Genomic DNA, 24,549 nt, shown 5'->3' with positions numbered 1-24,549 from the left:
TGCAATAACTGGATTTACTGGCTCAAAACCATTGTTGTCACTGGCTTTTGCCCTGCCAGCCGATGGCGGGCAGTGGCGGAGCGTGCCAAGCTTAAAAGGTGATTCTCTTGCAGATTCTCTTGCAAGGGGTGTCGTGCGTGCCTGATTTCCTAGAGCCGTGCCAAAAGCCACCACTGCCTCTCGCCCAGCACGGGCAGCCAAAGACCGTGGCTGGGTAGCAGCGCTGCGCTTGTCGCTCACCTCGGATCTGGGACCTCGCAGTGGCTGGACTGTTTCTGAGATGCGTGGGCGGGTTCTGCTGAACGTCTCAGCTTCTGCCGCAGGTGGTGCACGCCAGCAGCGGGTTTTGCTATTTGATTGGGCCGCTTCTGAGCGGCAGGCCATTCATGCAGCCATTCTTGCTATTCATGCCGATTACAGAGATGGCGTACCCCTTGATCTAGCCATCGAGACTCACGCGCGAATTCCTACCGAGGAATCGAGCCATGTCGGAATGACGGTTAGCGAAGCAATCAACTGGCCTCAATTAATTCAAGGATTCAAAGATCACAAACTCAGCAGTGGGGCAATCAAGCAGAGCACATGGGATCAGCTCTATTGGCGGCGAATGGGTGTGATCCTCGAGGCCGTTGGCGGAAAGCGTCGACCCATTTCACCTAAACAATTACTGGAGGGCGTGATTGAGTCCTGGAAGGACAGGCCAGGATCGCGTGGCCGTCAGTTACAGGTTCAATTCACGGCAGCACTTTTACGTTGGGGCGTCGATTCAGAACGCTTGCCTTCATCCTGGGCACCGCCGCTTGATCTCTCTATCTATGTGGGCCGCAAGCGAGAAGAACGGGGGATTACAACACCCATTGAGGCCAGCCATGTGCTGGATTTGGCAGAGGCCATACCTGATCCGCGCTGGCGATTGGCGTTTCAGTTAATGGCTGCCTACGGTCTGCGGCCGGAAGAATTGCAACACCTGGAGATCCAGAAAGGGCAGCTCTGGACCACCTACCAGAAGGTTTCCAGTCGAGGTCGCACCCGATCAAGGGTTTTGCGACTGCTGCCATGTGACGAATGGGCCAAGCCCTGGCAGCTCGAGAAAGCATTTCGAGCTGACCGCATGCCGCCGATGCGACCAGGTCATGGCGCTGAGGACCTTGGCACCTATATGCGGCGGCGTCCTCTCTGGCAACAGCTACGGCGCGAGTATGAAGAAAAGGGCGAAAAGCTGGTTCTCTATTCCTGCCGCCACGGTTATGCCCACCGCGCTCACGTTATTTGCGAGCTACCGCCCAAGGTGGTTGCAGCAGCCATGGGCCACTCAGTGGAAACCCATCTTGCTGCTTACAGCCGTTGGTGCGGAGATGACGTGGTTGATGATGCCTTTGCGAAAGCAGCGCGCCGCTTAAGCGATGAAGCACTTTGACGCAGGCTGAGATGGGCAGGATCCTTGCATTGACCTAGAGGCCTAAAGCTTTTTGCCTGAGCCGGTTGTATTCCTGCTCATCAATTAGACCCTTCTCTCGCAGCTTCATGAGCTCGTTAAGCCTTTCTTCCACTGATTGTATAGCTGAATCAACCATGCGTGGCGGTTCGATTTCATCATTTCGGTTGAGCACCGCGACTAGCAGCTTCCGAGAATCATCCCCAACCCTGTAATTGCGATACTTATCCCATGTCGTCTTAATAGTGACAGGGATACCATCACTAGCCACCATCGCCTGCCTTAGCGCAAGTGGCAAATAATATCGATACCGGCTCTCGTCGGTCATTGCCACATCAAACTCTTGGCTCCCGACGCTGATCTTTATACGAGAGTCAGGCTTTGGGAAGGTGATTGTATTGCAGCCGCCAGCCAGTGCAAAACATGTGCTCTCGTACGGCTGTAGCTCCAAGTAATAACTACTCCACTTTGAAGTGTAGCCGTCATAGAAATGACAAGAGATGAAGCAAAGCCTGCCCCTGTATGCCTGATCAAACAGCACCTTTTCGATGCCACCTTGACCCCCCGAGAGTACTTTTGAAAAAGGTAGCGCCTTTGCCTTGTAGTCCCTGATGTTCAAATCAAGGTAGTTGACAACTTCATTGCTGCTGGAAGGCCTGTTCTCGACCGCTATCACAGGCAGTGCAATGTGAAAGCAGGCGAGAGTTGCTATCAAGGCACTTTTTCTTGTTTTCATCGGAGGGCCTAGCGCAACCCACTCCTAGCCGCTGCCGACACGAGGGGATTCATTACAGGCATGAATCTTTGCCTAGAGAAACTCGGATCTGCGCCGGCCATTCGCTCAACACGATCTCTCCTGTGGTTGCAACTTCATGGCTTGAGCCTGCAAGACAAGCCACTCTTCGGTAGGAGCGTGAGCCTCTGTTGAGGCTGCGCTTTCTGGCCATCGGGCTACGTGAGGGCGGACATTAGGCCCAGTGTCTGTGCCGCTTGCTGCATCCGAATATCGAAGCTGGCCAGCTGGGTGCAGCGGCTGTGCAGCGCCACCGCCAAATGCAAGGCGTCACCAGCCCGCAGGCCGAGGGCCGGATCCTGGAGCAGCTCGGCCGCCTGACGGAAGCGGCCGCGATCGAGCGAGCGCAGTTCAACTCCGCCCTGCAGCAGGCGCTCGAATTGGTCCCCAGCGGCCAGGCGTGCCTCCGCACTGAGGCCGTGAAGGCGCTGCTTCATACCCAGGGCGCTGTGGGTTTCGGTGATCAGCCAGTCGCTGCTGATTAAGGGTTCGCGGGACTGCGCAAACCAGTCGAGGGCGCGCGAGCTGCTCTCTTCCGGGGTCAGCAGAGCCACCACGACGCTGGTGTCGAGATAGATCATCGATGGGTCAGCGTCACCAGCGTTCACCGCTACGGCATTCCTCAATCACCGAAGGGGTGAGAGCCATGGTGGCCTGCAGTTGACGCAAATCACTGGCCAGAGCAGAGCGATCCAGCCTGCGCAGAGGCTCCAGGCTCAGGCGGCCGTCTGGTCCAATGACAATGTCGATCTCATCGCCTTCTTGCAGCCCGGCCTGACGCAGGCAATCGGCCGGGAGCCTTACCGCCAGGCTGTTCCCCCAGCGGCGGATCGCCTGCGGGAAGTGCTGGCTGGCGTCAGCTGAACGACCTTGAGCCTTGGACTGTGTCAAGGAGCGCCCTGGGCCGTTCCCGGCCACCCGTAGAGACATGACTCTACGTCCGGTTGGTGGTTTTCAGTGCTGCAGATGCCGCCGGCTCCAGCCAGTGATGGTCGCCTCCACGTTTTCTAGGTGCCACTGCAGCGGCCCCCGACCCTGGGTGCAGCCCCAGCGGCGGTAGTGCTTCCCGGGGGTGAGCACCCCTCGCAACCGCAGCTGGCGGAGGGTTTCGCGGCTCATCCCCAGGGCAGTGCAGGCCTCTGCCGTTGTCACCCAGACCCGCTGGCGAGTGGTCGTTACCTGGGTGTCCATCAGCCTCCGGCCAGTTGATCGCGGAAGCGCTTGAGCGTGTCGACCAACCAGGAGCGGCGGTAGCTCTTGACCTGACGCGGGGCCCCGTCAACGAACTGCTGGCGAAGCGGCGGCTCCTGGCCGAAGTCTGTCCGGTAGGCCTCGGCCACCAGCATCCCTGCAGAGCGGTACTTGGCGCGCGGCAGCGCCTCCTGGAACACTTCCAGCCAGGCATCGCTGAGGGTCAGCTCGTCGTCGACAGGAGCGCCGGGTAGTACCCCTGAGCTGGCAGTGAGAATGTTGCTGCGGACGATGTCCTTGAACAGGAGCTGGTCGCGCTGGTCGAGTCCACCCAGCCGCTCGAACAGCCCGATGCTGCGCTCCACCAGGGCGATCACATCGACCTCCCGCAGCCGCGGTGGGCTCGTCTCTGCCGGTGCCCTTTGCGCCTGCTGGACGCTCTCCAGAAACCAGCCATCCATCCACACCGCAAACGGTGCGCTGATCCAGCGGGCCAGGTCGACTGCGACCTGGGGATGGACCCAGGTGCCGCCGCCCTGGCCTTGGCGGGACTCGATCAGGTCAAACATCCGAATTACGGAGGTTTCAGCGAGGGCATCCAGATAGGTCTGGCAGCGGTCGCTTTCCCGGTACTTCGACCACTGCTTGTTGTTGGCTTTGCACATGGCCGTGGCATTCACGTAGCCATCACTGGTGCGGCGGGAGATCGGCGTGCCTTTCCAGGAACGGGAGACCAGAGCGGGGTGATTCATCGAGACGAGAGGTGCAGCGGGATGGAACGGCGTCGTTGTGGTGTTCATTGGTCTGAGAGCGGTGTGACGGCGGGAACTTCGCCGGCGTCAGCGCTGGCATCGGAGTGGAAGACGGTGTTGGTGCTGGCCAGCGGCCGCGGTGGCACGGGCCCGGCGAGCACCAGCAGCAGGGTGCTGAGCTGAAATGCCAGGCCCAGCAGCGCCAGAGCGCGCAAGCCAGCCAGGCTGGAAACCGTGACCATGACGGTGGGCCGGCGGGTGCGGCAGAAGGCCGGCAGCTGGGGGCGGGGCCCGAAGGCCCCATTACTGCGGACGTGCGGTGTGCCCATCAGAAGGGGGCCTCGTCGTCGTCCTCAACAGCCCAACCGGATCCGTTGCCCGCACCCGTGGTGTATCCCTCGACCTCCTCAAAGCCGTCGGTGGGATCGACCTGCTCGTAGGGCACGAACTCGACGACCTGAACAGCACGGGGCTGGAAGGTCATGCCGCAGCCGTTCTCCCCGTCCCAGTCGTAGATGTCAAAGGCGACGACCACCTTGGAGCCGTTGCCTATGGCGGCCCCATCCCAGGGCTGCTTTTTGGCATCGACGATGCGGGGCCCCTCAGAAAGAGAGCCGTCACGGCGCTGGAACTGCGGCACCTTGAAGCGCACCACGGTGATCTCGCTGGGCTTCTCCTTGTCGGGCTTCCAGGGGAAGCCTTTCTCGGCGCGGCGCTTGCGGCTGCCGTGCAGGGCGATGAACTGGTCCTCCATCGCCAGTAGGAAGGACTGGGCTTTCTCATCGCTGTTGGCCAGCAGCAGATCGGCGGTCCAGGCCTTGGGCTTGCTCTTGTCGAGCTGGTGCCGAGGGCTGATCAGGTGCGCCCAACGCACTTCGGCGAGGGGGGTACGAAAGATGTCCTTAGCCATGGGTTGAAACGGGGTGAACGGTGGAAATGGGCTGTTGATCGAAAGGAGGCAGGGGCGGCAGACCAAAGCGTTCGCGCAGCAGGTGATGCACTGCCCCGCTGGCCGAGAGGTTGTGGCGCACCATCACCTCGCGGACTCGCAGGTACACATCTGTGCGCACCTGGGTCTGGATGAAGTGGCGGCCGGCGGCCGAGCGTGGCTGCTCGCCGTAGCGACGAAGGCCTTTCACGGCTCCACCGGCGTCGCGGCGTCATCGAGGCCGTGCCCCTCGTACTCCTCAAGGAAGTGGTCGACGAAGGCGGCGTGCTGGTGCTGCGTGATGCGATCACCGATGGAGCGGGCATTGCGCGGCACTTGGAAGTGCTCGCGGAACGCCTTGGTCAGCTCCTGGCGTGCTGCCTGGGGCAGGGCGAGGATCCGCTGGTGGGTGGCCTCGATCTCCTGGGGCGTGAGCGGCTCCAGAGCGACATCGAGGTCAACCACTGGGACAGCCTCTTTCTCTCTGCTGGGTTCAGGCCCAGCAGGAGCACCAGGAATCCCGACAGATGCGAGGCTCTTTGCCCCTTTATTCTCAGGCTCTACAGGCTGAGCCTGTTTGGCCAAAGGGATGCCCAGCAGCATGGCCAGCATCCACCCGGAGGCCCGCAGCAGGTCGTCGACCTCGTCGGCCCACTCCTCACTGGTGACTTCAGCTCCACCGGAGTGCATCACGGTGACCCGCAACTTGTTGCGGCCGCGGATGTCGACCAGCTGGGCGCTGAAGGCAATGCCCGAGGCAAAGGCTGGTCTGGCTGCTTCGACCACAGCAGCTAGATCAAGGGAAGGAACGGCCTGCACCTGCTCCTGGAACGAGGCTAGGGCGGCTGTAAGGGCGCGCTCGGCGCTGCCTTTTTCGTCGAGCAACGCGAGGGCGCCGGTTGGCACGCCTGCGCGTGCGGGGGTTTGGGTCATGACATCAGAGAGCCGGGCTTGTGCCCGCTGGCCTGAGCTTAGCGGCTTGCTAACGCTAGGCGCAACCCCAGACTTTGCTTGCAATCGTCCAGGTCGGCCCTGGTTGCGTCCGCCAGAGCGGTCCGATCAGGCACCCAGCGCTTTCTGCTCCCAGGCGCCGATCCACTGCTCGGGAAGGAACTCCTCGCCATCCACCCAGAGCTGAGCCAGCTCAACCGAGCTGTAGTCGTCGATGGCCAGCACCTCTGAGAAACGCTTCTGGTGCTCCTTCTGTGCACCCTTGACCAGCTGCTCCAGTGCTTGGGTGACGTCGAGACCGCCTTCCTTGATCACGCGGCGCACGTGCTGGCGCCATTTCTGACAGATCTCCTCGGCACGCTTCGAGGTGAGGGTCGGCGCGGGCGCTGCTTGAAAGGCCTTGGGCACCGGCACATAGCCGATGTAGCAGCTCCAGAAGTCCACGGCATCCCAGAGCTTGTCGTCATCGCCGTGCAGGGGCTCCGCATCCTTCAACTGGTCCTTCAACCGCTGGGACTTGACCGGTCCCCAGTCCTTCTCCGCCAGGCGACGGTTGAGCTCCTCGAGCTGAAAGAAGGCCTTCTGGCGCAGCTCGCCGGCCTTGCCCTGCTCGATCACCGAGAGATTCCCGTAGGAAATCACCTCAAACTCGGCTTCTGTGCCCCATTCGCAGGCGGTGTACTGGGTCCAGCCGTTACGGCGCCGCCAGTTGAGCAGCATCTTCCCAAAGGCTTTTCGGGACTCGTCCTGCCAGTCAAGGACGGCCTGGTAGGTGCGCTTGACGGGCTTCTTTGCTTGTGCCATAGCCCGATCCTAAGCGCTGCTTGGCACTGCTAGCCATAGCTTGTTACAGCTTGGCAGGCTGGTCTCGGTTATTTCCTGGCTCGGCCAAGAGCTGTTTGACCTGTTGAACGGTGAGAACCCGGCCCGTCTGGCCCTGGAAGCGGAGGACCAGCGTGTATGGGTGGATGCCGGGATAGCGACGGGCCAAGGCCTGCAGCTGCTTGCGGAGTTCGGGCCTGTTCATTGGACCGACCCGGCCATGGGATCCAGGTCCAGGACCGCTTGGGCCTCTGCAATCGAGCGGCAGATCCCGCCCAAGCCGCCCAGCTGCTGCACCAGCTGCAGAAAGGCCCGCTGCTCGGGGCTGACGGTTCCGGAACCCGTCTTGATCTCCAGGGCAACGAACTGGGCAATGCGCTGACCGACCAGCTCGGGCGTGATCTCCAGTGAGCGCAAGCCGATCAGGTCGCTGCTGCCCTTACAAAGCCCGAAGCGCACGAAGCGCCCCTGCTGGTCGACCAGGGCACCGGTGTTGTTGCGCCAGAGCCGTACCCGCCCGCGGCCGCAGGCCAGGCGGATGCGCTGCTGGATTTCGTGTTCGCTGGGGGAGGAGGCCATGCCTCCTGTTGCCGGGCCATCAGCCCGCCCTAGAGTTGGTCATCCAGATGGTCAACGGCCATGGTGCAGGTGACGGTGGCGGAAGCCAAGACCCAGCTCTCCAGCCTGTTGGATGCTGTGGAGGCTGGGCAGGCGGTGGTGATCACGCGTCGCGGCAAAGCCATCGCCGAGCTGGTGCCGCGCTGCAGCGTGCGTGATCTGCTGCCCCAGCTCGCAACCCTGCGTGGCTCGTTGCCCGAGCAGCCGACCAGCGGCGTGGAGACCATGCGGGCGTTGCGGGATGAGTCCGGCGCCTGATGCTCTACATCGACACCTGCGTGTTGCTGGCGGTGCTGACGCCGGAAGCGCACTCCGCCACGGCAACGGCGTTTCTCACTGAAGCCAGTGCACCGCTGGCGATCAGCTCCTGGAGTGTCACCGAGCTCCATTCCGCCCTCGGCCTGAAGGTGCGCACCAAGGCACTGAGCCAGGCGCAAGCCGAGACGGTGCTGCAGGGGTTTGAGCGCAGCCTGGCGCCAGGCCTGCTGATGCTGGAACTGGAGCCGCAGGACTTCCGCAACGCCAACGCCTGCTTGCGCGGCTGGAGCACGTCCCTGCGAGCGGCCGATGCCCTGCACCTAGCAATCGCCAGCGGCCGTGGCGCCACCCTCTGCAGCCTGGATGCCCCGTTTGTCGCGGCGGCCCAACAGCTGGGCCTGGAGGCTGAACTCCTGGGAGCAGGCGGCAAGCCAGTCAGGCATTAAGCGCTGCGCTGCCTGGCAGCCCAGACATACCTGGCCCAGCCCTGCTTGTAGCCCCGCTCTTGCTCCCGCTCCAGCAGCTGCTCGAAGGTCCGGCAGCCAGCTGCCGGGTGCGTGCGCCGGGGCCTCTGCTGCTGGTTGGGCTTGGGTTTGGGCCGGTGGCGGGCTGCGCCCTTGACTTCAACTAGTTCGCCCTCCAGCTGCTGCAGACCGCGGCGCCGCTCATCGCGTTCTTCGACCAGAAACAGGTAGCCGCAGTCAGGGCAGACCTTTACCGGGCTGGGGCAGCTGCAGAAGCAGTGCGGGCAGTCCTTGATCGGAATCGAGACACCCTCACGCCGGCGGCGGCCGGCCAGGTCCCACTGGCGCTCATCGGTGGGCAGGCCGTGGCGATGGGCATTGCCGACGTGATCGAGGATCACGGCCTCCTGTTTTCCCGGTGCGGGCCGCAGGGCCCGGCCGACCATCTGCAAGTAAAGGGAAAGGCTGGCGGTGGGGCGCATCAGGATCGCGCCACCCACTGAAGGGATGTCGGTGCCCTCGGAAATGATCATGCAGCTGCTGAGCACTTCCACCTCGCCGGTGCCGAGTCCTGCGATCAGGCGTTTGCGCTGATCAGCTGGGGTGGCGCCGCTCACCGATGCGGCCCGTATTCCCGCAGCGCGGAAGGCACCGGCCAGCTGCTCGGCATGCTCGATCGTGCAGCAAAAACAGATGGCGGTGCCCGGGTGCAGGCGGCGGCGATAGTGCGACACCGCATCGCCAATGGCGGCCCGATCCCCAAAGGCGCGTGCCGCCTGCTCCAGGTCGAACTCGCCCATATACCGGCGCCGCAGTTTGCTGTTGCGCGCCCCTGGCCAGGAGAACACCTTGGGCCGGGCCAGCCAGCCCTGTTCGACCAGCCAGGCCGCTGAGGGCCCGAGCACTAGGGCCTCGAAGTAGCCGCCGGCCTCTACGCCCAACCCTTTGCCGTCGAGGCGTTCGGGGGTGGCGGTCTTTCCGATCAGATGGGCGCCTGGCCAGGCCTCGATGATCCGGCCCCAGACGTTGCCTGCCACCAGGTGGTGGGCCTCGTCCTGAATGATCAGATCTGGCGCCGGCAGCAGTTCAAGCCGCCGGACCACGGTCTGCACCGAGCCCACGGCGACCTGCCGGCCCTGCAGCGTGCGGCCAGGGGCGATTACATCGGGCTCAAGCCCCCAGGCCCGCACGGTGCCGGTGAGCTGCTCGATCAGCTCAGCCCTGTGGGCCAGCACCAGCACCCGCCGGCCCTTGCCGGCCGCGCCGCGGGCGATCGCGCCGATGGTCTGGCCCTTGCCCGCACCGGTGGGCATGACCGCACAGACCCGGCGGTGGACCTTGAGGGCGGCGCGGAGATCGGCCAGCAGTTGCTGCTGGTAGTCGCGCAAGACGATCGGGGCCACTGGGATTACAGGCGATCAGGATAGTGACTAGCCTCTATCCTTCTTTGGCTCAGCCTAGCGAGAGCTGGCCTAAAGCATTAGGCTGTAGTTCACGAGCGGAGATCCCATGTCTGACTACGCCCTGCCGGTGAGTGTCTCGATCACCCAAGAGCAACTGGCCTGGCTTGATGCGCGGCGTCGGCACGGCTCCCTGAGTCGCTCAGCCGCCCTGCGCCAGGTGCTCGACGCTGTGATCCACCGTGAGTCCCTGGTTCCCGCGCCCGATCGCGGCTCTACGGGTAACCAGGCGCTTGCCAGCCAGGGCTGGTGAGCGACATCCCATGGCCGATGCCATTGCTGCGGCTCGGGGCCGCTGGCCGGAGATCCTTGCGGCACTAGCAGGGCTGAGCGACGCGGAGCTGAGCGATCGCCATCAGCCCTGCCCACTCTGCGGCGGCACGGATCGCTACCGCTTTGACGACAAAGACGGCAGCGGCTCCTGGTTCTGCAATCAGTGCGGCGGCAAGGACCAGCGCGGTGGTGCCGGCTCCGGCATCGACCTGCTCATGCGTCGGCAGGGCTGGAGTTTTGTGGAGGCCGCCCGGCAGGTGGAGGCCTTCCTTGGTCTGGTGCCTGGCGACAAGGTCAGCATCCCCAGCCAGAGCTGCAATCGCAACGGCAAGCCCTGGCGCATGCCCGAGAAGCCCCCTGCCGATGCGCCGCTGCCGCCGTTGAACCGCGGCGCCACCGCCCAATGGGCCTACCGCAACGGTGCCGGGGAGGTGCTGTTCTGGATCCAGCGGATCCGGCTGCGCAGCGGCGGCAAGGCCTTCCTGCATCGCGTCTGGCTGGATAGCGATTGGCACCGCCCCAGCCGCCGCGATCCATTCACTTGCGACTGGCCCACCCCCAGACCGCTGTACGGCCTGCCGGATCTGTTGCAGCGCCCCGAGGCACTGGTGCTGGTGGTGGAAGGGGAGGGCACTGCTGACGCGGCCGCCCGCCTCTTCCCGCAGCACGTGGTGCTCACCTGGGCCAATGGCGCCAAAGCCCTTGCCAAGGCCGACTGGACGCCACTGGCCGGCCGCTCGGTGACGCTCTGGCCCGATGCTGATGCTGCCGGCCTAGCGGCCATGCAGAGCCTGGCCGCCCTGCTGCACCCGCTCGACTGCCAGCTGCAACTGGTGGCCCTGCCGGCGGACTTGCCCCAAGGCTGGGACCTGGCCGATGCCGACTGGACACCCCGGCAGGCCGGCCGACAGCTGGCGAAAGCAGCCCAGCCATGGAGCTCCGCTGACGCGGGTGCTGCTGGCGATGACGCTGGTGCTCCGCCAGAGACAGCGCCTGCTGCACCCCCAAGCCCGGCCACACCGTTTCAGTGCCTTGGCTACGACGCGGACGCGAACTTCTATCAACCCGGCAGCACCGGTCAGGTGATCCGCCTGCCCCGGGGTTGCCACACCGCCACCCACCTGGTGGCCCTGGCACCACTGGAGTACTGGGAGAGCCTCTACCCCAGCCGGACCGGTGTGAACTGGCCGGCAGCAGCCAGTGATCTGCACAAGAGCTCGGCCGCGATGGGGATCTTTGCGGTGGAGCGCATCCGCGGCCGCGGGGCCTGGTGGGATGAGGGCCGCACCGTGCTGCACCTCGGCGATCGCCTGATCACTCCTGAGGGTGAGCACCCGATCACCAGGCCCTTTCGCTCACGGTTCATTTATCAGCGGCTCAAGCGCCTGGAGGGCCCCTGCGGAGTGGAGCCCCTGAGCGTGGCGGAGGCCGGAATGATCGTGGGCATCGCCAACCGCTTCCGCTGGGAGGTGCCGGCCTCAGGCACCCTCCTGCTCGGCTGGGTGGTGCTGGCTCCGATCTGCGGCGCCCTGCGCTGGCGTCCCCATATCTGGCTCACTGCCGGCGCCGGCTCGGGCAAGAGCCAGATCCTCGATCGCTTCGTGGCACCGCTGCTCGGCGACCTGAGCCTGGTGGTAGTGGGCGCCACGACCGAGGCGGGCCTGCGTCAGACCATCTGCTCGGATGCCGTGCCGGTGGTCTTTGATGAGGCCGAGAGCAACGAGAAGGGCGACCAGCAGCGGATGCAGGCGATCCTTTCGCTGGCACGGGTTGCCAGCAGCGAGAGCAGCGCCGAGATGCTCAAGGGCTCACCCAGTGGGGATGTCAGCCGCTTCCGGGTGCGCTCGATGTTTCTGATGTCATCGATCGCCACCGCCCTCAAGCAGGGGGCGGACAAGAGCCGCTTCGCGCAGCTGACCCTGCGCAGCCCCAACGAGATGGGCAAGGAGGAACGAGAAGCCCATTGGCAGAATCTCGATCGCGATCTCGAGCACCACGTCACCCCTGAGCTGGCGCGGCGGCTGATCGCTCGCACCGTGTCGCTGATCCCGGTGATCCGCCAATCGGTGGTGGTCTTCTCCTCTGCCGCCGCACGCCACTTCGACTCCCAGCGCCTGGGTGATCAATACGGCACCTTGATGGCCGGCGCCTGGTCGCTGCTCAGTGATTTCGTCCCCACCCAGGAGGAGGCCGAGCACTGCATTGCCTGCCACGACTGGGAGAGCTACAGCCAGAGCACCGAAGTGCCAGACGAGGCCCGCTGCATCCAGACGATCCTGCAGCGCCAGGTGCGGGTGGAGACCGACGACAAGCCCGTCACCCGCACGATCGGTGAACTGGTGGAGCTGGCCGCCCGCCACAGCACCTGCCTCGATGTCAGCGCGGGCTTGGCCACCCAGACCCTGGGGCGCCATGGACTGCGGGTGGATCAGGACCGCCTGCTGGTGAGTAACACCGCCAAGGCAATTGAGCAGTTTCTTGCTGATTCCGCCTGGCAGAACAGCTGGCCTGTGGTGCTGTTGCGCTTGGGCGGTGCGCAACGGGCCGGACCGGTGCGCTTCTGTGGCGCCGGCATGATCAGCCGTGCAGTCGCCATTCCCCTGAGCGTGCTGTAACCAGCAGCCGTTACAAAACGGCCAGACATAACAGCAGCGGTAACGCCCAGATCCCATGCACCGCAAGCAATCTGGGTATCCGTAACGATGTAACGCTTCAGGGAGCACATAGAGCCCCCTATGAATTCAAAGACAAATTCACACCTTCTCAACTAGACGCTGCTGCTTGCTAATGCCTCTATATCTGAAAAAGGGTTACATCGTTACAGGCACCCCAAAAAGCCACTGCAGGCCGCCCATCTCGGCTGTTACGCCCACCGTCACACCGCGTCACAACTGAAACGGCCATGACCACCACCACCTCCACCTCCACCTGGCTTGACCCCATCCCCGGCCTTTGGCGGGATGAGGCAGCGCACCGGTACTGGCTGGGCGAGCACCTATTTCCGGTGTCGATCACCGGCGTGCTGGCCCATGGCCTGAGCGACTACGCCAAGCGCTCGATCGAGGCCAAGCGGTCGATCTGGGAGCCGCGCGGCACCACCGTGCACGCAGCCCTTGAGCACTACAGCCAGGCCCGCTTCTTGGCGGGCAAGAGCACCAGAGAAGCTCTGCTGGACGCCGAGACCCTCTGCGGGCACCACCAGTACCGGGACTGGATCCTGCCGCTGCTGCAGCTGCCGCTTTGGGATGAAGTGGAGGTGATCGCCAGCGAACGGCTCAGCTGCTGTCTGACCCGCAACGTGGCGGGGGCCTTTGACGGCGCCTACGTCTCACGGGCCCTGAGTGAGCGCCGGGGCCACGAGGTGCGGGTGCTTTACGACCTCAAGACCCTCTCGGCCCACGGCCGGCCCTATTCCACCGCCGCCCAGCTCGGCGGCTACATGGTGCTGGAAGCAGCCCAGGGGAACCACTACGAGCTTGGTCAGACGATCTGGAGCAAGCCCGGCGAGGCCTTTTGCAGCACCTTCTACAGCCGTGAGAAGTGCCTGAGCGCCTGGGCCGCCGCCTGGAGCTGCTATTGCTCCGCCCGCAGGCCCTTCTGAGAGCCAGGATCAATGTGAGCTAACTCAGTAAACTGACTTGTAGGTGCTGGCCGCTAGACTCAGCAGGCTCGGAATCATCCGGGCAACTGTTCTGATGTTCCTCGATGGCGGACCTCCTGCTTGCTGCTGCTCCCCCAGCCCCAGTCGCCGATGCGGTAACTGGGGCTGATCTCGATGATCTGCTGGACGCGGTCACCGCGATCAAGGCGCAACAGAAGGAGCTGGAGCAGCAGCTCGAGCCGCTCCTGGAGGCCCTCAACACGGCGATGGCCAGCGGCCAGCTGGATCCCTCCTTCTCCCACAAAGACTGGGCCTTTGCCCACAGCACCGGGCGCCTGAGCTACGAGTTCCCACCGGTGGTGCAGCAGATCGAGCAGCAGCTCAAGGCCTCCAAGGAAGCGGCGATCCAGCAGGGCAGCGCCACGGAGAAGCGCGGCAAGCCCTTCTGGACCATCCGCCCCCCGAAGACCCAGCCCCTGCCGTTCTGAGCTGATGCCGCCGCGCGCCCACAACTTCAGCGCTGCTGATCCGGTGGAGGAGCTGCGCGCTGCCGCCAGCACGGAGGACGACAACGGCCAGCCCATCTACGAGCCCACCGATCCCGCCCGACCGATTGGGCACGCCAACCCACCGCGTCGCACCAAGGGACATGCGGCCCAGCCACCGCCCCGGCCGTCACGACTGGAGGTGGAGCGCCGCGTGGCTGAGGGGCAGTTGTGGATCGCCCAGCGCATTCCTCTGGCGCTGATCTACGAAAAAGCTCGTGAAAGCTGGGGGGTGACCAACAGCCAGACGATCAATCGCTACCTCAACCTCGCCCGCGAGCGGATGGTCGAGGAGCTGATCTCCGATCGCCGCCGGCACCAGGCCGAGCAGATCTTTGCCCTCAATGACTGCGCTCGCCGGGCCATGGATGCTGAGCAGTTTTCAGCAGCTGTTGGAGCCTTCCGGGTCATCGCCGAGATCGGCGGCTTGCTGCGCGCTCCCCTCAAGGCACCAGACGGGCAGGCGGCAGGGAGCAGAAGCTGATGGCCGGCCTGCTGCTGGATCCGGCCACCGACCGTTGGGCTGACTGGGGCCTGCTGAATTTTCCTGATCCAAACCGCAGCCAAACCCAGCAGGAGGGCCAGCAGAGCTTTCGTGACTTCATCGTGGCCGCCTATCCCGGCTACGCCTTCCACACCTGGGCTGAGCGCCTGATCGCCCTGCTGCAGCGCATTGCTGATGGCCAGCTCAATCGCCTGATCGTCTGCTGTCCTCCAAGGCTGGGGAAATCGCTCCTGGTTTCCAAGCTGTTTCCCGCCTACTGGGTGAGCCGCTACCCAACACGCTTCTGCGCCATTGCTTCCTATTCAGCCGAGCTGGCCTATGCCCATAGCCGAGAAGCTCGCCACTACTACCGCGCGGTTGGTCATCCCCTCTCAAAAGACTCCACCGCGGTGGGCAACTGGCTAACCCCCGAGCGCGGCGGCTGCATCGCTGCCGGTGTGCGAGGACCTTTCACGGGTAAGGGCTATGCCCTGGGGATCATCGATGACCCCTACAAGGGCCCAGAAGATGCCAACTCCGCAGCTCAACGCCAAAAGCTGATCGAGTGGTTCCAGTCCGTCTGGCTAACTAGATCGGAACCAGGCGTAAATGGCGCCGCCCAGGTGGTGGTGCTCACCCGCTGGCATCAGGACGACCTGATCGGCTGGCTACTTAGCCAAGAAAGCGGCGCCGCACCGCAGCACTGGCAAGTGCTCAACCTGCCCGCCATTGCTGAACATCCGGTGCAGCAACTGCGCTTTCCAGATACCTGCAGCCTTGAGCCTGATTGGCGCCAGCCCGGTCAACCTCTATGCCCAGAGCGGTTTCCTGCTGCGGAGCTTGAGCAGATCCGCATCCGTGCGGGCAGCTACTGGTGGAACGCCCTCTACCAGCAGCGGCCATCACCAGCTGAGGGCCTTTTGTTTCAGCGGCATTGGCTGCTGCAGATACCGCTAAGGGAGCAGCCCCAAAGGGGCCCGGTCCATAGGGGCCAGCCCCAGAAAGGCCAGCAGAAGCCCTTCTCCCCCTTGGTACTCAGCTGTGACCTGAGCTTTAAGGGCGGCGAGGGCAACGACTACTGCGCTTTTGTCCTGCTCGGTCTCCTTGCAGAGCAGCGAGCGATTCACCCTGCAATTGAGGCCCATGGCCAGGGCCTGCAGCTGCATCGCACCGCTGCTGCTACGCGCAGTGGAGAAGTTGCACCGGTAAGTGCACTCGGCAGATCAGCAGCACCGAGTCACCGCATTGAGGTGCTCTGGAGTCAGCACCACCACCTGGATCTGCCGGGTGTTGTCAAATTCCTTGGCCAGTGCCTGGCCACGCTTAAAGCGCAGGGGCTAGGCCCCGATGCGGTGTTGATAGAAGACGCCGCCAATGGCCCGGCGGTATGTCAGCTGCTCCAGCGCCAGATCCCTGGACTGATCGCAGTGCGGCCAGCAGGCAGCAAGGTGAGCCGCGCCCATGCCGTTGCGCCCTTGCTTGAGGCCGGCCAACTGGGCTTCTGCCCTGGCAACGACGACTTGATCACTGAGCTGCTGGGTTTTCCCAATGCCGCCCATGACGACCTGGTGGATGCCTTCTGTCAGGGGGTGATCTGGCTGCAAAACCAGCACTGGCGTGGCAGCGGCAGCACTGCCGCAAGACCGCTGCTCTTCTCCCGCTGATGGGGGCAAAGCCCCCTCCCCTCACTGCCACCCTGCCATGAGCCCTACCTCCCAAAAACACTGCCGGCAGCGACCCTGCCGTTCGCCCCACGGCGCTGCTGATGCCCTGGTGGTTGAGCATCTGCACTTTGCGGCCAAGGTGGCGGGCAACTACGCCCGCCGCACCGGCCACCCCAAAGAAGACCTCGAGCAGCTGGCTGCAATTGGGTTGATCAAGGCCTCACGCCGCTATGACTGCAAGCGGGTGAACCGCAGCAGTTCCAACTTCATCGCCTACGCCAGACCATTCGTTAATGGTGAGATCACCCACTACCTGCGCGATAAGGGGTTTCTGATCTCAGTGCCAGGCCGCTGGCGGGAGCTGTATGCCAGGGGGCAGAAGTTGCTGCGGCAGGGCATAACCGCAGATCAGATCCCCAAGCAGTTGGGGCTCACACCGGAGCGTTGGGCTGAGATTGCAGCCGCTTGCTCAGTGCGAGTGGTGGCGATGGCGCTAAGCCAAACGGATGAATCCTTGGAGTGATGGCCGCTGCCGAGGGGTGCATCAATCTCGATCAGTTAAAGCGGCGCCATAGATCTCAACAGGCTCGTCGTGTTAGCCCCAGCCGATGCCGGACGAAGACTGCACGACCTGAGCGAATCGATCAATGAAGGGCTGCTGCAGTTCTTGGAGAGGAAGCAGATGGTTTCAGCAGCTCGGCTGGCCATGGTGAGCAAAGCGTTGTAGAAGCCCGCATCAACATCGCCGTACTCCACCTCAAATACATTGCCCAGCTCCAGCAAGACGAGCATCAGATCTGCTTGGGCGATTGGCTTGGCAATTTCTTTGCAGAAATCGGCAACACCCTTATTTTTTGGGGACTTGCAGTGGACGATTGCGTCGCATATCTGGACGTAGACAATCACCAACAATAACCTTGCACTCTTCCAAAATGGCCTCTGCATCCGCAAAGCGGGCATGGAGAAAGGTCTGGTTCTGCTTAGAGAATCGATGGAGCTCGGCGACAAGATTCAGCAGCTCCCCTTGACTGAGCTGGACAACAGCAGAATTAACGGTTGACCACGTTCGCTTGGACATTTTGGATGCCGGACAGGCAGTTGGGAATTCTGATATTTACGATCAGGGTTCAGCCGCGTTGCGGAGCACGGCGGACAAACGTCGGCTGCAAGCCGTTGTTATACATACTTCCGAAAAATTTCAACACGCTTTTCCAGTTCTCCCAAATGTCGTCTGATGTCCGGCTCTGCCGAAAAATCGAAATGGTCATAGATGGATACGACTTCGGCATTGTCAAATACATTGGGATCAGGCACGGCTCTTGTTTTCATGAGATATAGAGACAAATACCTGCCACACTGCGATGCATACTTGTACGTAGCTGCATGCGCCTCATACTGGAACAACAGTAGACATTTCCACAATTTTCTCTCTTGTGACAAGTCTATAGTATAAGTCATTCGCCGATGAAGTTCTCGATTGACTGCCGCTGCGGCTTCTTGAAATAGATCTGATATAGCAACACCTGGATAGGGTTGATCTATCTTATATTCGCTCATTGCCCCAGCATTCCTGAGCAACCGTAACACTGCTTCCTTGAAGATAGCGTGAGCTAGTTTCTTGTCGGGGCGCTCGTCATAAGAGCTATAGCGGCCTGCCAAGAAATCCTTAACTGCCCGAACCGCCGTATCCTTACCCAAAGGATGTATGGTAATAAGGACGCCATCATCAGAGAAAACAATTCGAAACTCGAAGGCTTTACCGGCACGCACGTCGTTGATTGTGACATCAAACTGGTGGCGCAGGTCTTGTGTCCGATGCTCGTACCTATCCAAGACCACTGAACCAAGTGGAATACCCTTGTTATTGTGTACGGTGGTGCTTGCCTGTAGTACAGCTGGACTGAAATCCAAGCGGCTTATGATATGCCAAGGGAAAGACTTTCTCATGTTATAATCTCGGTGGCTGCGATTATGTGTTTTTAGCCATCGAGTATATGTCACTTTGAACAACATCACGAACCTCCTACGATAGTTTCAAGCCTGCGTAGACTATGGATATATTGGCCTATCTGGCCTGGTGGAAAGTAGTCATATACGCTGATTACAATCGTATTTTTAAAGGAACTCCTGAAGCGGACAGCACCGGAAGAGCAAAGGTAGAGCACGATCAGGCGGTCACACTGATGTGCATACAAGAATGTCTTCTTGTGGGCTTCGGATTCCCAAAGAGTTGCCTCAATCCATATGTTATCTGTCAGCGTGAAGTCGGGTAGGTAGTATTTACGCCTTGCCCTAAGTGGTCTTCCTGCCAAAAAAGCCGCCTCATGGAAGTCGGAACTAATTGTCTTTGGCAGGTGCCTTTCTTCGACTTTATTTTCAACGCCATTCTTGTCGAGAATTTGTTGCACTATTTCCTCGAATATTCTTCCCTCAAAACCAACGGGAAGGCGGCCCTCCATCGGCCATTCATTAAGCAGAAAAGCATCTATGATGTCGGCATATTTCAGTCTACGCGGTTTACCGCTATCAGTGTCTTCCATATTTCCTGCGCATGTCTAACTTGATATTCGGCTACTCCGAGAACCGCCTCGGCATGCTGATTGCTTTCCGATAACCAACATCAGGGTGTCAATCAAGGGGCCTCAGCCGTCTTTGAAGGTAGCGGCTGTGTATTTACTTTCGACAACATTAGCTGTGGTTCGTGGGTTTGAGAACCATCCAGCCGCAATTTCTTGGTCCAGACGCGCCATGCCTTCTTGCTCTGTACTGAGGGTTCAGCGCGGGGGCACCGGCAATAGCCAGCAGTGCTGCTTGCTGTGGTGTCGCCTATCTCCATTACTAATTTGTTGCCCTGGCCCCTGAATTCAACCCTGGCGGCACTGCTGCCGCGGCTGGATCTAGTGCAGGACTGCTGGCAGCTCCTCAATGGCCGTAAGGCCCATTACCTGCCCCGTGGAGAGCGCGAACCCGAGAGCGCCTACCGGCGGCGATTGGAAGCGGCCCTGCCCTCCGGGTTCTTCCGCGATGCGTTGCGCACCTTTGCTGGAATGCTGGCCTCCAGTCATTGGCGGGAGCTGCCAGCCACGCTGCAGGCGGTGATCAGCGATGTGGATGGCTGCGGCACCGACCTGGGCGTGTTTCTAGAAGCCGCTGATCTGCTGGTACTCAGAGATGGTGCTGCCCTTGTAGGGGTGATCCCGCCGGTCCACCTCTGGCCTAGTGAGGGTGATCGCCAACAGGCGTTGCGGAGTGGCGATCGGCTCTCCTTGCCGCGGCTGCTGCTTATCGAGCGGGGAGATGTTCTGCACTGGTACCTGCCAGGCAACCATGCCCTGCCAGATGCGATCACCTGGCGGGAGCGGTGCCCCAATGCACTAGCGCCCGCCAATCAGGCAGCACCACCGCCGGAGCCCCTGCCCCACCCCTGGCAGTACCTGACGGCTTCTCTTGTTGGTGATGGCCCCGGCGGGGCTGGCATGGACCTAAGCACCGAGACCCTGGTGGCCGATCCCCAGGCCCCCAGCGGCTGGCGCACGCAACGCCTTGATCAGCGTCACTACCGCGGCATCAACCAACTACCCGCCATTTGGTATGCCAGTCATGGCGCTGCTTTTGGCGAGGGGGAGTTGCCCCATCTGGGTCTGGCGCACCAGTACCTCAACCACTTCCGCTGCCAGAGCGACTACCAGGAGCTGCTGTACCGAACTGCACTGCCGGTGGGAGTACGCACCGGCGTGGCTGGCCCGATGGGCAGCAGCTCAGCCAGTGAGCCGGTGGTGCTGGGACCCAACAGCGTCATCGACCTGCCGGAAGGTGCCAGCTTCCAGTTTGTAGAAATCCAGGCCCGGTCTTTGGCGGAACACCGCGCCTGGCTGGAATCGCTGGATCAAGGCATGCGCCGTGATGCCCTCATCCCCGCTGCTGCCCAGGGGGCACCGCGCACGGCGATGGAGATCTCAATGGCCGCTTCCCAGGCCTATGCCCTGCTGCAGAGCCAGGCGATACAAAAGGCCTCGATGTTCTCTTCTCTGCTGCAGCACTGGTGCGCCATCACCGGTGAACCGCTGCCTGTGCAAGAAGGCCCTGCCTTGACCGTTGAGATCAGTCCGCTTGCACCAGCACCCAAGCCCCAGCCGACCGTGAGCGAGATGTTGCAGCTGCAGGAGCGGGGAATCATTAGCGAGCAGGCCCTGCGGCAATGGCTGGGGGATCTGGCCGGTATCGCCCCGGCATCTACCTAGGGCCTTTGCTCAGCCGAGAGAGATCCGGCAAAAGGGTTGCTGGCGGAAACGCCGGTAGACATCAAAGTCGCTGTCAAGCGTGAGGATCTCAGCGACATCAAGCCGCTCGGAGATGGACACCAAGGTGAGATCGGCGAAATCACCTGGCAGATCTGCGTAGCGCCCGTTGAGCTCGGCGACACGGGCATAGTCCTCTGGAAGCAGGTTGATGACCTCAATGCCACCGCGACTCACGGCGCTAAGCAGGTGGTTTTGAGCAGCCAGCACTCCGGGGTTACCTGGATTGCCAAGCAGCCAGAGCACCTCAGCGATGCAAATAGGTGAGGTGATGAGCAGAGCCGTGTTCTGGTCAAAGAAGTCGATAACCGCTTGATGGAGCGCCTCCTGTTGCTGGTAGTAGCTCAGCAGGATGCCGGAATCGACCAAGATCCGCTGCATCAGCTCCGCTCCGTTCGGCGCTTTTGTAGGTGCTGGCCAAGAAGCCGGCGCCGTTGCTGCCGCTCCGCGCTGCCTGCAGGCAGGGTGTCGAGGAAGGCCTCGGGATGGCCTCCCAATTGCTGGGTGATGGAGGGGCGTGGCTGCCCCTGCTGCCAGCGCTCACGGATTAGCTGGCGGATCAGAGAGCTTTTGTCCTGGCCGGTTTCCTCAAGCAGGTCATTGAGAAAGTGCTCGGTGTCGGAATCGAGCCTGACGGTGAGCGGCATGGCCCGCAGGGCTAACCCAGTACGACGAATGGACTAACTGTAATACAGGTTTTTGCATGGTCGGCAATGGCCCTCGATGCTGCGTAGTTGGCCCGTTGCTGAATTCAGGCTCCGCGGTGAGCTGGCAACCGCAGGATCAAGAAGCCATCCGCCAGGCGCTGGCCTTGCCGGCAACAGTTCCCTGCCTTGATGCCATCGGGCGGGCAATGGCGGACTTGGAGCGCCACCACCCAGCTGGGGTACTCAGCGCCCGCGCCCTGCTCGATGCGGTGGCCCTGATCGATCAGCAGCTGTTGGTGGGCGGAGCTGAGCAGGAGCAGGCAATCGAGAAGCGCTCCTCCTCCGGCCCGATCGCTGGATCGGTTGCAGCCGGCGGCGATGCCCCGCTGCAGAAAGCCGATGTGATCGCTTACGACACAGCACTACTGCGGCAGGAGAGCGAGACCGTCTATGCCAATCCCCGCTCCAGCGCAGCGGCCCTGCTTAGCCAGCGGCGCCGCTATGCCGACCAGCTGAGCCTGCTGCTGCCGGGCCTGGCCAGCTGGCTTCAGATCACAGCTACTGCCGCGGTGATGACTGGCAGCGTGGCCCTGCTGAGGGGTTGAGCGCTGGTAATGATCAGACCCCGCCAGTTCACCAGTGGCAAGCACAACCGCAACTCAGCGCTATGGGGCCCAACCCCCTTGCAGCCATTTGCCAATGCCCGGCTACTTCTGGGCGAAAACGCCATTCCTGGTGACACCACCTCTGCTGTGGTGGCTAGCCACGTGCTCGAGTGCTTCCTTGAACGCTCCCGTTACATCACCGCCCGAGACAACGGCCCTGGTGTTGATACCGGTGACTTCACCTTTCAAGGGATTATCTGCCGTGCCACCCGGCTGCCTCCCAATCCTGGTGCGATCTGGCTGAGTAGGGAGCTGCAGTGGAGTCAAAACGGCCGGCGCGTCTCCACTGCCGGCAGAACCGTTGTGGCCCCCTGCGAGGGCGCAATTTGGCTTGGTGATCTAACCCTGCTCAATGCCGCAGGTGATGCGGATCTCGATCCCTATGCCCAGTACACCTTTTTCACCGTGCTGGAGTTTGGTGCCAGCTACGGCTCAGGCGGCATCGGCGGCTTGGTGCAGCCGCTGATTGGTGAACGGGTGTTTGGCACGCTCAAGCCGAATCGGTTGGAGTGAGCGCATGCAGCGACTTCCCACCACCTCCGAAGTCCCCTGGTTGGTCTCTCAACCTGATTTGGCCTTAAAGGCTCCTAACCAGGCGCGAAAGTCTGACTGTTCCTCATGTGGTCATCCTGTATGCCAGCACTTGGCGTCACAAGTCAGCAGAGCTGACTGCGCGGCCGAACTAGTCGATACTGGCTGGATGCCACTGGTTCCATGACCAGCTCGATCGCGCAACCATCACCCAGCCTTCAGGAGCTCCTTTCGCTTCTGCGCGGGCGCCAGAGCGAGTGGCGGCAGCGGTATCAGCTGCAACGCATCGGCCTGTTTGGCTCCACGGTTCGCAACCAAGCCACCGCTAACAGTGATGTGGATGTCTGGGTGGAACTTGACCCGCTCACACCCTTCGCGACGGTGCACCTCAAAGAAGAGCTGGAGCAGCTGCTGCAGCGCCCTATTGACCTGGTGCGTTTGCGAGAGCGCATGAACCCGGCGCTACGAGCGGCGATCCTCAAAGAGGGCATCAGCGCGTGAGTGGTGATCTGCTTTTACTGCTGACGCCACTGCGACAGGCCCTAGAGCGGATCGAGCGCAAGGCAAAGCCCCTACTGAACGATCCAGCTCTGCTCGAGCAGGAGGAAGGCCAGGACCTACTCGATGTGATCTGCATGCAGTTCTTAGCAGCCGGGGAAGCTCTAAAGCGATTAGAGAAGCTCCGCCCAGGCCTCCTGGCGGCCAGCTTCCCTGAGATCGACTGGAAGGGCGCCATGGGATTCCGCGATGTCATTGCCCACCAGTACTTCGATTTAGATGCTGAACAGGTGCTGCTGATCTGCCAGGAAGCCTTGCCCGGTGTTCTGGACGCCATTCGCAGCTTGGAAGCACGTAGTCGGCAACCCTCTTGAGCCAACGACGTATTGGCCTCGGCAAGAGGTATTGACAGCGCCGCGATGGGCTGCCGATTCCACTGACAGCCGAGACGGGTCATGGCCACTAGCACCACAGCCTCCAGCACCAACACTGCCCGCAGCGCGGGTGAGGGCAACGACCAACTTGAGCCGCACACCTACGCCGACGACCCCAACGACGGGGTTGAGGCCGATGCACGGGCCGGCAGCAGCGATAGCTACTCGCTAGATGCAAGCGATCCTGCGCCCAGTTGCCATGACTCGGCCTCTCAAGGGAAGGACGGCCTCAGCGAAGCCCTTAAGGCTGAACGGCGCCGCAGCAACAACCTTGAGAAAGAACTGCGGGGTGTGCGTCAGCAGCTGACCCGCTTCTCTGAGATCAATCCAGAGGAATACTCCCGGCTGCAGGAGGCAGAACGGCAGAAGCAGCTGCTGGAGCAGCAGGTTGAGCTGCGCGAACGGCATATGGAAGAAGCCTCCGCCAAGAAGGTGGCAACCGTGGCTGCCGAACGCGATGGCGCCCAAGCTCTTGTGCTGGCCTTGCGCAAGGAACGGCTGCTGGAGCGTGCTTTCTCAGAAGCCGAGGGCCGCACCGGCGGCGATGGGCGCGGCACGTTCTTTGATGTTTTTAAAGGTCAGCTAGGGGAGAGCTTTCGCCTCAGCGCCGGCAAGGACGGGAGTGATGTGCTCGAACCTCTCGACAGCCAGGGCCAGCCCCTGCTGGGCGATGACGGGCGGCCACTGAGCACCGCTGACTTCCTCGATCAGCTGCGCATCCACCCCGTCTATGGCTTCCTGTTTCAACAGCGCGGTGCCATGGGCACGGGGACACCTGGACTGGCAATAACGCCAGCAGCTAGCGGTGGCTTTGGCGAGGTGCTCAACCCCCAGGCCATGAGTGCCAGTGAGCTCTACCGCGCTGGCTTTACGACCAATGGCGGCCGCAACAACCGCCGGTGAGCTCAAAGCCATGGCGAGCTGGCGTTACTACCTGGCGTTCTGGAGCCGCAGGAGCACCGCCACGGTGGTGCCAGCCAGCAGCACAAGCCAGGCCCGCAGCCGCGCTAGTGCTCGCCATAAGACGGGCTATGGAAGCTTGGTGTCAGTGCAGCAAGCCAATGCTGCCGATAGCCGCCTGATTCGCCAGGGCAGCTGGGTAAGACGCCGCCGTAACGGGACTAGTCCACAGTTCGGCTCTGCTCGCTCCAAGGCCAGTGCCCGCAAGCAGCGCAGTGCTTATCGGGGTTGGCTGTAACGACTGATCAAAGTGTTCTGCTCGATACCGCCAAGTGGT

Annotated in this window: 34 protein-coding genes; 17 read left to right on the top strand and 17 right to left on the bottom strand. The window is 62.2% G+C overall.

Annotated features, from left to right (window positions below; all coding sequences use genetic code 11):
- Positions 1-229 precede the first annotated feature (229 nt).
- Positions 230-1,417: a hypothetical protein gene (locus KBY73_RS11610; protein ID WP_254937248.1), complete on the top strand. Its 1,188-nt coding sequence runs from the start codon at positions 230-232 to the stop codon at positions 1,415-1,417.
- Positions 1,418-1,451: 34 nt separating this feature from the next.
- On the opposite strand, the gene KBY73_RS11605 is transcribed toward KBY73_RS11610, so the two are convergent.
- From KBY73_RS11605 to KBY73_RS11555, 11 genes are all read right to left on the bottom strand, one after another.
- Entirely contained in the window at positions 1,452-2,150 is a 699-nt protein-coding gene (locus tag KBY73_RS11605; protein WP_254937247.1) for an SHOCT domain-containing protein, read from the bottom strand.
- A 236-nt stretch (positions 2,151-2,386) separates the two neighbouring features.
- Entirely contained in the window at positions 2,387-2,836 is a 450-nt protein-coding gene (locus KBY73_RS11600; protein WP_254937246.1) for a type II toxin-antitoxin system VapC family toxin, read from the bottom strand.
- Positions 2,823-3,119 (bottom strand): AbrB/MazE/SpoVT family DNA-binding domain-containing protein, encoded by a 297-nt coding sequence (locus KBY73_RS11595; protein WP_254930991.1) that lies wholly within the window; start codon positions 3,117-3,119, stop codon positions 2,823-2,825. The genes KBY73_RS11600 and KBY73_RS11595 overlap by 14 nt, the downstream gene beginning before the upstream one ends.
- A gap of 63 nt (positions 3,120-3,182) precedes the next feature.
- Positions 3,183-3,419, bottom strand: a complete 237-nt coding sequence (locus KBY73_RS11590; RefSeq protein WP_254937245.1) for a helix-turn-helix domain-containing protein — start codon at positions 3,417-3,419, stop codon at positions 3,183-3,185.
- Positions 3,419-4,171, bottom strand: a complete 753-nt coding sequence (locus KBY73_RS11585) for a KilA-N domain-containing protein (RefSeq protein WP_254937244.1) — start codon at positions 4,169-4,171, stop codon at positions 3,419-3,421. Before KBY73_RS11585 ends, KBY73_RS11590 begins: the two co-directional genes overlap by 1 nt.
- 44 nt (positions 4,172-4,215) lie before the next feature.
- Positions 4,216-4,500, bottom strand: a complete 285-nt coding sequence (locus KBY73_RS11580; RefSeq protein ID WP_254937243.1) for a hypothetical protein — start codon at positions 4,498-4,500, stop codon at positions 4,216-4,218.
- Positions 4,500-5,081, bottom strand: coding sequence for a hypothetical protein (locus KBY73_RS11575; RefSeq protein WP_254937242.1), 582 nt, complete (start codon positions 5,079-5,081; stop codon positions 4,500-4,502). The genes KBY73_RS11580 and KBY73_RS11575 overlap by 1 nt, the downstream gene beginning before the upstream one ends.
- A complete protein-coding gene (locus KBY73_RS11570) occupies positions 5,074-5,310 on the bottom strand; it encodes a hypothetical protein (protein WP_254937241.1) in 237 nt (78 codons plus the stop codon). Before KBY73_RS11570 ends, KBY73_RS11575 begins: the two co-directional genes overlap by 8 nt.
- The gene (locus KBY73_RS11565; RefSeq protein ID WP_254937240.1) at positions 5,307-6,032 is read right to left on the bottom strand and encodes a hypothetical protein; all 726 of its coding nucleotides are present in this window, start codon (positions 6,030-6,032) and stop codon (positions 5,307-5,309) included. Before KBY73_RS11565 ends, KBY73_RS11570 begins: the two co-directional genes overlap by 4 nt.
- 126 nt (positions 6,033-6,158) lie before the next feature.
- Positions 6,159-6,770, bottom strand: a complete 612-nt coding sequence (locus KBY73_RS11560; protein ID WP_254937239.1) for an XRE family transcriptional regulator — start codon at positions 6,768-6,770, stop codon at positions 6,159-6,161.
- A gap of 303 nt (positions 6,771-7,073) precedes the next feature.
- Positions 7,074-7,451, bottom strand: coding sequence for a VRR-NUC domain-containing protein (locus KBY73_RS11555; RefSeq protein ID WP_254937238.1), 378 nt, complete (start codon positions 7,449-7,451; stop codon positions 7,074-7,076).
- A 60-nt stretch (positions 7,452-7,511) separates the two neighbouring features.
- Here KBY73_RS11555 and KBY73_RS11550 point away from each other — a divergent pair, with 60 nt between their 5' ends.
- Both KBY73_RS11550 and KBY73_RS11545 read left to right on the top strand, forming a co-directional pair.
- A complete protein-coding gene (locus KBY73_RS11550; protein ID WP_254931000.1) occupies positions 7,512-7,748 on the top strand; it encodes a type II toxin-antitoxin system Phd/YefM family antitoxin in 237 nt (78 codons plus the stop codon).
- Positions 7,748-8,194 carry a type II toxin-antitoxin system VapC family toxin gene (locus KBY73_RS11545; protein WP_254931001.1) on the top strand — a complete coding sequence of 149 codons (447 nt, stop codon included), beginning with the start codon at positions 7,748-7,750 and terminating at the stop codon, positions 8,192-8,194. The genes KBY73_RS11550 and KBY73_RS11545 overlap by 1 nt, the downstream gene beginning before the upstream one ends.
- Here the strand turns inward: KBY73_RS11545 and KBY73_RS11540 are convergent.
- A complete protein-coding gene (locus KBY73_RS11540; RefSeq protein ID WP_254937237.1) occupies positions 8,191-9,615 on the bottom strand; it encodes a DEAD/DEAH box helicase in 1,425 nt (474 codons plus the stop codon). The two genes, KBY73_RS11545 and KBY73_RS11540, sit on opposite strands and share 4 nt — an antisense overlap.
- A gap of 106 nt (positions 9,616-9,721) precedes the next feature.
- Here KBY73_RS11540 and KBY73_RS11535 point away from each other — a divergent pair, with 106 nt between their 5' ends.
- The 7 genes from KBY73_RS11535 (at position 9,722) to KBY73_RS11505 (ending at position 16,762) form a co-directional block, all read left to right on the top strand.
- The gene (locus KBY73_RS11535; RefSeq protein WP_190548267.1) at positions 9,722-9,925 is read left to right on the top strand and encodes a hypothetical protein; all 204 of its coding nucleotides are present in this window, start codon (positions 9,722-9,724) and stop codon (positions 9,923-9,925) included.
- Positions 9,926-9,935: 10 nt separating this feature from the next.
- Entirely contained in the window at positions 9,936-12,560 is a 2,625-nt protein-coding gene (locus tag KBY73_RS11530; RefSeq protein ID WP_254937236.1) for a primase-helicase zinc-binding domain-containing protein, read from the top strand.
- A 287-nt stretch (positions 12,561-12,847) separates the two neighbouring features.
- Positions 12,848-13,546 (top strand): hypothetical protein, encoded by a 699-nt coding sequence (locus KBY73_RS11525; RefSeq protein ID WP_254937235.1) that lies wholly within the window; start codon positions 12,848-12,850, stop codon positions 13,544-13,546.
- A 104-nt stretch (positions 13,547-13,650) separates the two neighbouring features.
- Positions 13,651-14,034 (top strand): hypothetical protein, encoded by a 384-nt coding sequence (locus KBY73_RS11520; RefSeq protein ID WP_254937234.1) that lies wholly within the window; start codon positions 13,651-13,653, stop codon positions 14,032-14,034.
- A 4-nt stretch (positions 14,035-14,038) separates the two neighbouring features.
- The gene (locus KBY73_RS11515) at positions 14,039-14,575 is read left to right on the top strand and encodes a hypothetical protein (RefSeq protein WP_254937233.1); all 537 of its coding nucleotides are present in this window, start codon (positions 14,039-14,041) and stop codon (positions 14,573-14,575) included.
- Positions 14,575-16,239, top strand: coding sequence for a terminase large subunit domain-containing protein (locus KBY73_RS11510; protein WP_254937232.1), 1,665 nt, complete (start codon positions 14,575-14,577; stop codon positions 16,237-16,239). The genes KBY73_RS11515 and KBY73_RS11510 overlap by 1 nt, the downstream gene beginning before the upstream one ends.
- Before the next feature lie 37 nt (positions 16,240-16,276).
- Entirely contained in the window at positions 16,277-16,762 is a 486-nt protein-coding gene (locus KBY73_RS11505) for a sigma-70 family RNA polymerase sigma factor (protein WP_254937231.1), read from the top strand.
- 35 nt (positions 16,763-16,797) lie between these two features.
- Here KBY73_RS11505 and KBY73_RS11500 read toward each other — a convergent pair whose 3' ends face one another.
- From KBY73_RS11500 to KBY73_RS11490, 3 genes are all read right to left on the bottom strand, one after another.
- Entirely contained in the window at positions 16,798-17,199 is a 402-nt protein-coding gene (locus KBY73_RS11500; protein WP_254937230.1) for a hypothetical protein, read from the bottom strand.
- 216 nt (positions 17,200-17,415) lie between these two features.
- A complete protein-coding gene (locus KBY73_RS11495; RefSeq protein WP_254937229.1) occupies positions 17,416-18,186 on the bottom strand; it encodes a hypothetical protein in 771 nt (256 codons plus the stop codon).
- Positions 18,187-18,251: 65 nt separating this feature from the next.
- Positions 18,252-18,779, bottom strand: coding sequence for a hypothetical protein (locus KBY73_RS11490; protein ID WP_254937228.1), 528 nt, complete (start codon positions 18,777-18,779; stop codon positions 18,252-18,254).
- Between the two features lie 279 nt (positions 18,780-19,058).
- On the opposite strand from KBY73_RS11490, the gene KBY73_RS11485 reads away from it, so the two are divergent.
- Positions 19,059-20,480, top strand: coding sequence for a DUF4055 domain-containing protein (locus KBY73_RS11485; protein ID WP_254937227.1), 1,422 nt, complete (start codon positions 19,059-19,061; stop codon positions 20,478-20,480).
- A gap of 9 nt (positions 20,481-20,489) precedes the next feature.
- Here the strand turns inward: KBY73_RS11485 and KBY73_RS11480 are convergent, their stop codons facing one another.
- Together KBY73_RS11480 and KBY73_RS11475 are read right to left on the bottom strand one after the other, a co-directional pair.
- Complete coding sequence (locus KBY73_RS11480) at positions 20,490-20,918, bottom strand: type II toxin-antitoxin system VapC family toxin (protein WP_254937226.1); 429 nt, start codon at positions 20,916-20,918, stop codon at positions 20,490-20,492.
- Positions 20,918-21,184: a hypothetical protein gene (locus tag KBY73_RS11475; protein ID WP_254937225.1), complete on the bottom strand. Its 267-nt coding sequence runs from the start codon at positions 21,182-21,184 to the stop codon at positions 20,918-20,920. The genes KBY73_RS11480 and KBY73_RS11475 overlap by 1 nt, the downstream gene beginning before the upstream one ends.
- Positions 21,185-21,300: 116 nt before the next feature.
- On the opposite strand from KBY73_RS11475, the gene KBY73_RS11470 reads away from it, so the two are divergent.
- The 6 genes from KBY73_RS11470 to KBY73_RS11445 all read left to right on the top strand — a co-directional run bounded on the left by KBY73_RS11470 (position 21,301) and on the right by KBY73_RS11445 (position 24,510).
- Positions 21,301-21,789 (top strand): hypothetical protein, encoded by a 489-nt coding sequence (locus KBY73_RS11470; RefSeq protein ID WP_254937224.1) that lies wholly within the window; start codon positions 21,301-21,303, stop codon positions 21,787-21,789.
- A 9-nt stretch (positions 21,790-21,798) separates the two neighbouring features.
- Positions 21,799-22,362, top strand: a complete 564-nt coding sequence (locus tag KBY73_RS11465) for a hypothetical protein (protein WP_254937223.1) — start codon at positions 21,799-21,801, stop codon at positions 22,360-22,362.
- A 201-nt stretch (positions 22,363-22,563) separates the two neighbouring features.
- The gene (locus KBY73_RS11460) at positions 22,564-22,881 is read left to right on the top strand and encodes a nucleotidyltransferase family protein (RefSeq protein WP_254937222.1); all 318 of its coding nucleotides are present in this window, start codon (positions 22,564-22,566) and stop codon (positions 22,879-22,881) included.
- The gene (locus KBY73_RS11455; protein ID WP_254937221.1) at positions 22,878-23,252 is read left to right on the top strand and encodes a HepT-like ribonuclease domain-containing protein; all 375 of its coding nucleotides are present in this window, start codon (positions 22,878-22,880) and stop codon (positions 23,250-23,252) included. Before KBY73_RS11460 ends, KBY73_RS11455 begins: the two co-directional genes overlap by 4 nt.
- A gap of 81 nt (positions 23,253-23,333) precedes the next feature.
- Positions 23,334-24,215 carry a hypothetical protein gene (locus KBY73_RS11450; protein ID WP_254937220.1) on the top strand — a complete coding sequence of 294 codons (882 nt, stop codon included), beginning with the start codon at positions 23,334-23,336 and terminating at the stop codon, positions 24,213-24,215.
- 10 nt (positions 24,216-24,225) lie between these two features.
- A complete protein-coding gene (locus tag KBY73_RS11445; RefSeq protein ID WP_254937219.1) occupies positions 24,226-24,510 on the top strand; it encodes a hypothetical protein in 285 nt (94 codons plus the stop codon).
- The last annotated feature ends 39 nt before the right edge of the window (positions 24,511-24,549 follow it).

Origin of the sequence: Cyanobium sp. Tous-M-B4 (genome assembly GCF_024345395.1) — a bacterium.
Lineage (GTDB): Bacteria > Cyanobacteriota > Cyanobacteriia > PCC-6307 > Cyanobiaceae > Cyanobium_A.
Note: the sequence above shows the minus strand (reverse complement) of the source record. Positions and strands in the feature narration are given on the sequence as shown.

What these genes read in the sequence shown, in the direction of transcription:
- KBY73_RS11510 (WP_254937232.1), top strand. Translation starts at nt 14,575, where the DNA reads ATGGCCGGCCTGCTGCTGGATCCGGCCACCGACCGTTGGGCTGACTGG.
- KBY73_RS11555 (WP_254937238.1), bottom strand. Translation starts at nt 7,451, where the DNA reads ATGGCCTCCTCCCCCAGCGAACACGAAATCCAGCAGCGCATCCGCCTG.
- KBY73_RS11585 (WP_254937244.1), bottom strand. Translation starts at nt 4,171, where the DNA reads ATGAATCACCCCGCTCTGGTCTCCCGTTCCTGGAAAGGCACGCCGATC.
- KBY73_RS11450 (WP_254937220.1), top strand. Translation starts at nt 23,334, where the DNA reads ATGGCCACTAGCACCACAGCCTCCAGCACCAACACTGCCCGCAGCGCG.
- KBY73_RS11490 (WP_254937228.1), bottom strand. Translation starts at nt 18,779, where the DNA reads ATGGAAGACACTGATAGCGGTAAACCGCGTAGACTGAAATATGCCGAC.
- KBY73_RS11525 (WP_254937235.1), top strand. Translation starts at nt 12,848, where the DNA reads ATGACCACCACCACCTCCACCTCCACCTGGCTTGACCCCATCCCCGGC.
- KBY73_RS11550 (WP_254931000.1), top strand. Translation starts at nt 7,512, where the DNA reads ATGGTGCAGGTGACGGTGGCGGAAGCCAAGACCCAGCTCTCCAGCCTG.
- KBY73_RS11535 (WP_190548267.1), top strand. Translation starts at nt 9,722, where the DNA reads ATGTCTGACTACGCCCTGCCGGTGAGTGTCTCGATCACCCAAGAGCAA.
- KBY73_RS11590 (WP_254937245.1), bottom strand. Translation starts at nt 3,419, where the DNA reads ATGGACACCCAGGTAACGACCACTCGCCAGCGGGTCTGGGTGACAACG.
- KBY73_RS11445 (WP_254937219.1), top strand. Translation starts at nt 24,226, where the DNA reads ATGGCGAGCTGGCGTTACTACCTGGCGTTCTGGAGCCGCAGGAGCACC.
- KBY73_RS11560 (WP_254937239.1), bottom strand. Translation starts at nt 6,770, where the DNA reads ATGCTGCTCAACTGGCGGCGCCGTAACGGCTGGACCCAGTACACCGCC.
- KBY73_RS11460 (WP_254937222.1), top strand. Translation starts at nt 22,564, where the DNA reads ATGACCAGCTCGATCGCGCAACCATCACCCAGCCTTCAGGAGCTCCTT.
- KBY73_RS11580 (WP_254937243.1), bottom strand. Translation starts at nt 4,500, where the DNA reads ATGGGCACACCGCACGTCCGCAGTAATGGGGCCTTCGGGCCCCGCCCC.
- KBY73_RS11465 (WP_254937223.1), top strand. Translation starts at nt 21,799, where the DNA reads ATGATCAGACCCCGCCAGTTCACCAGTGGCAAGCACAACCGCAACTCA.
- KBY73_RS11480 (WP_254937226.1), bottom strand. Translation starts at nt 20,918, where the DNA reads ATGCAGCGGATCTTGGTCGATTCCGGCATCCTGCTGAGCTACTACCAG.
- KBY73_RS11565 (WP_254937240.1), bottom strand. Translation starts at nt 6,032, where the DNA reads ATGACCCAAACCCCCGCACGCGCAGGCGTGCCAACCGGCGCCCTCGCG.
- KBY73_RS11500 (WP_254937230.1), bottom strand. Translation starts at nt 17,199, where the DNA reads ATGCCCGCTTTGCGGATGCAGAGGCCATTTTGGAAGAGTGCAAGGTTA.
- KBY73_RS11475 (WP_254937225.1), bottom strand. Translation starts at nt 21,184, where the DNA reads ATGCCGCTCACCGTCAGGCTCGATTCCGACACCGAGCACTTTCTCAAT.
- KBY73_RS11530 (WP_254937236.1), top strand. Translation starts at nt 9,936, where the DNA reads ATGGCCGATGCCATTGCTGCGGCTCGGGGCCGCTGGCCGGAGATCCTT.
- KBY73_RS11575 (WP_254937242.1), bottom strand. Translation starts at nt 5,081, where the DNA reads ATGGCTAAGGACATCTTTCGTACCCCCCTCGCCGAAGTGCGTTGGGCG.
- KBY73_RS11520 (WP_254937234.1), top strand. Translation starts at nt 13,651, where the DNA reads ATGGCGGACCTCCTGCTTGCTGCTGCTCCCCCAGCCCCAGTCGCCGAT.
- KBY73_RS11505 (WP_254937231.1), top strand. Translation starts at nt 16,277, where the DNA reads ATGAGCCCTACCTCCCAAAAACACTGCCGGCAGCGACCCTGCCGTTCG.
- KBY73_RS11495 (WP_254937229.1), bottom strand. Translation starts at nt 18,186, where the DNA reads ATGAGAAAGTCTTTCCCTTGGCATATCATAAGCCGCTTGGATTTCAGT.
- KBY73_RS11515 (WP_254937233.1), top strand. Translation starts at nt 14,039, where the DNA reads ATGCCGCCGCGCGCCCACAACTTCAGCGCTGCTGATCCGGTGGAGGAG.
- KBY73_RS11545 (WP_254931001.1), top strand. Translation starts at nt 7,748, where the DNA reads ATGCTCTACATCGACACCTGCGTGTTGCTGGCGGTGCTGACGCCGGAA.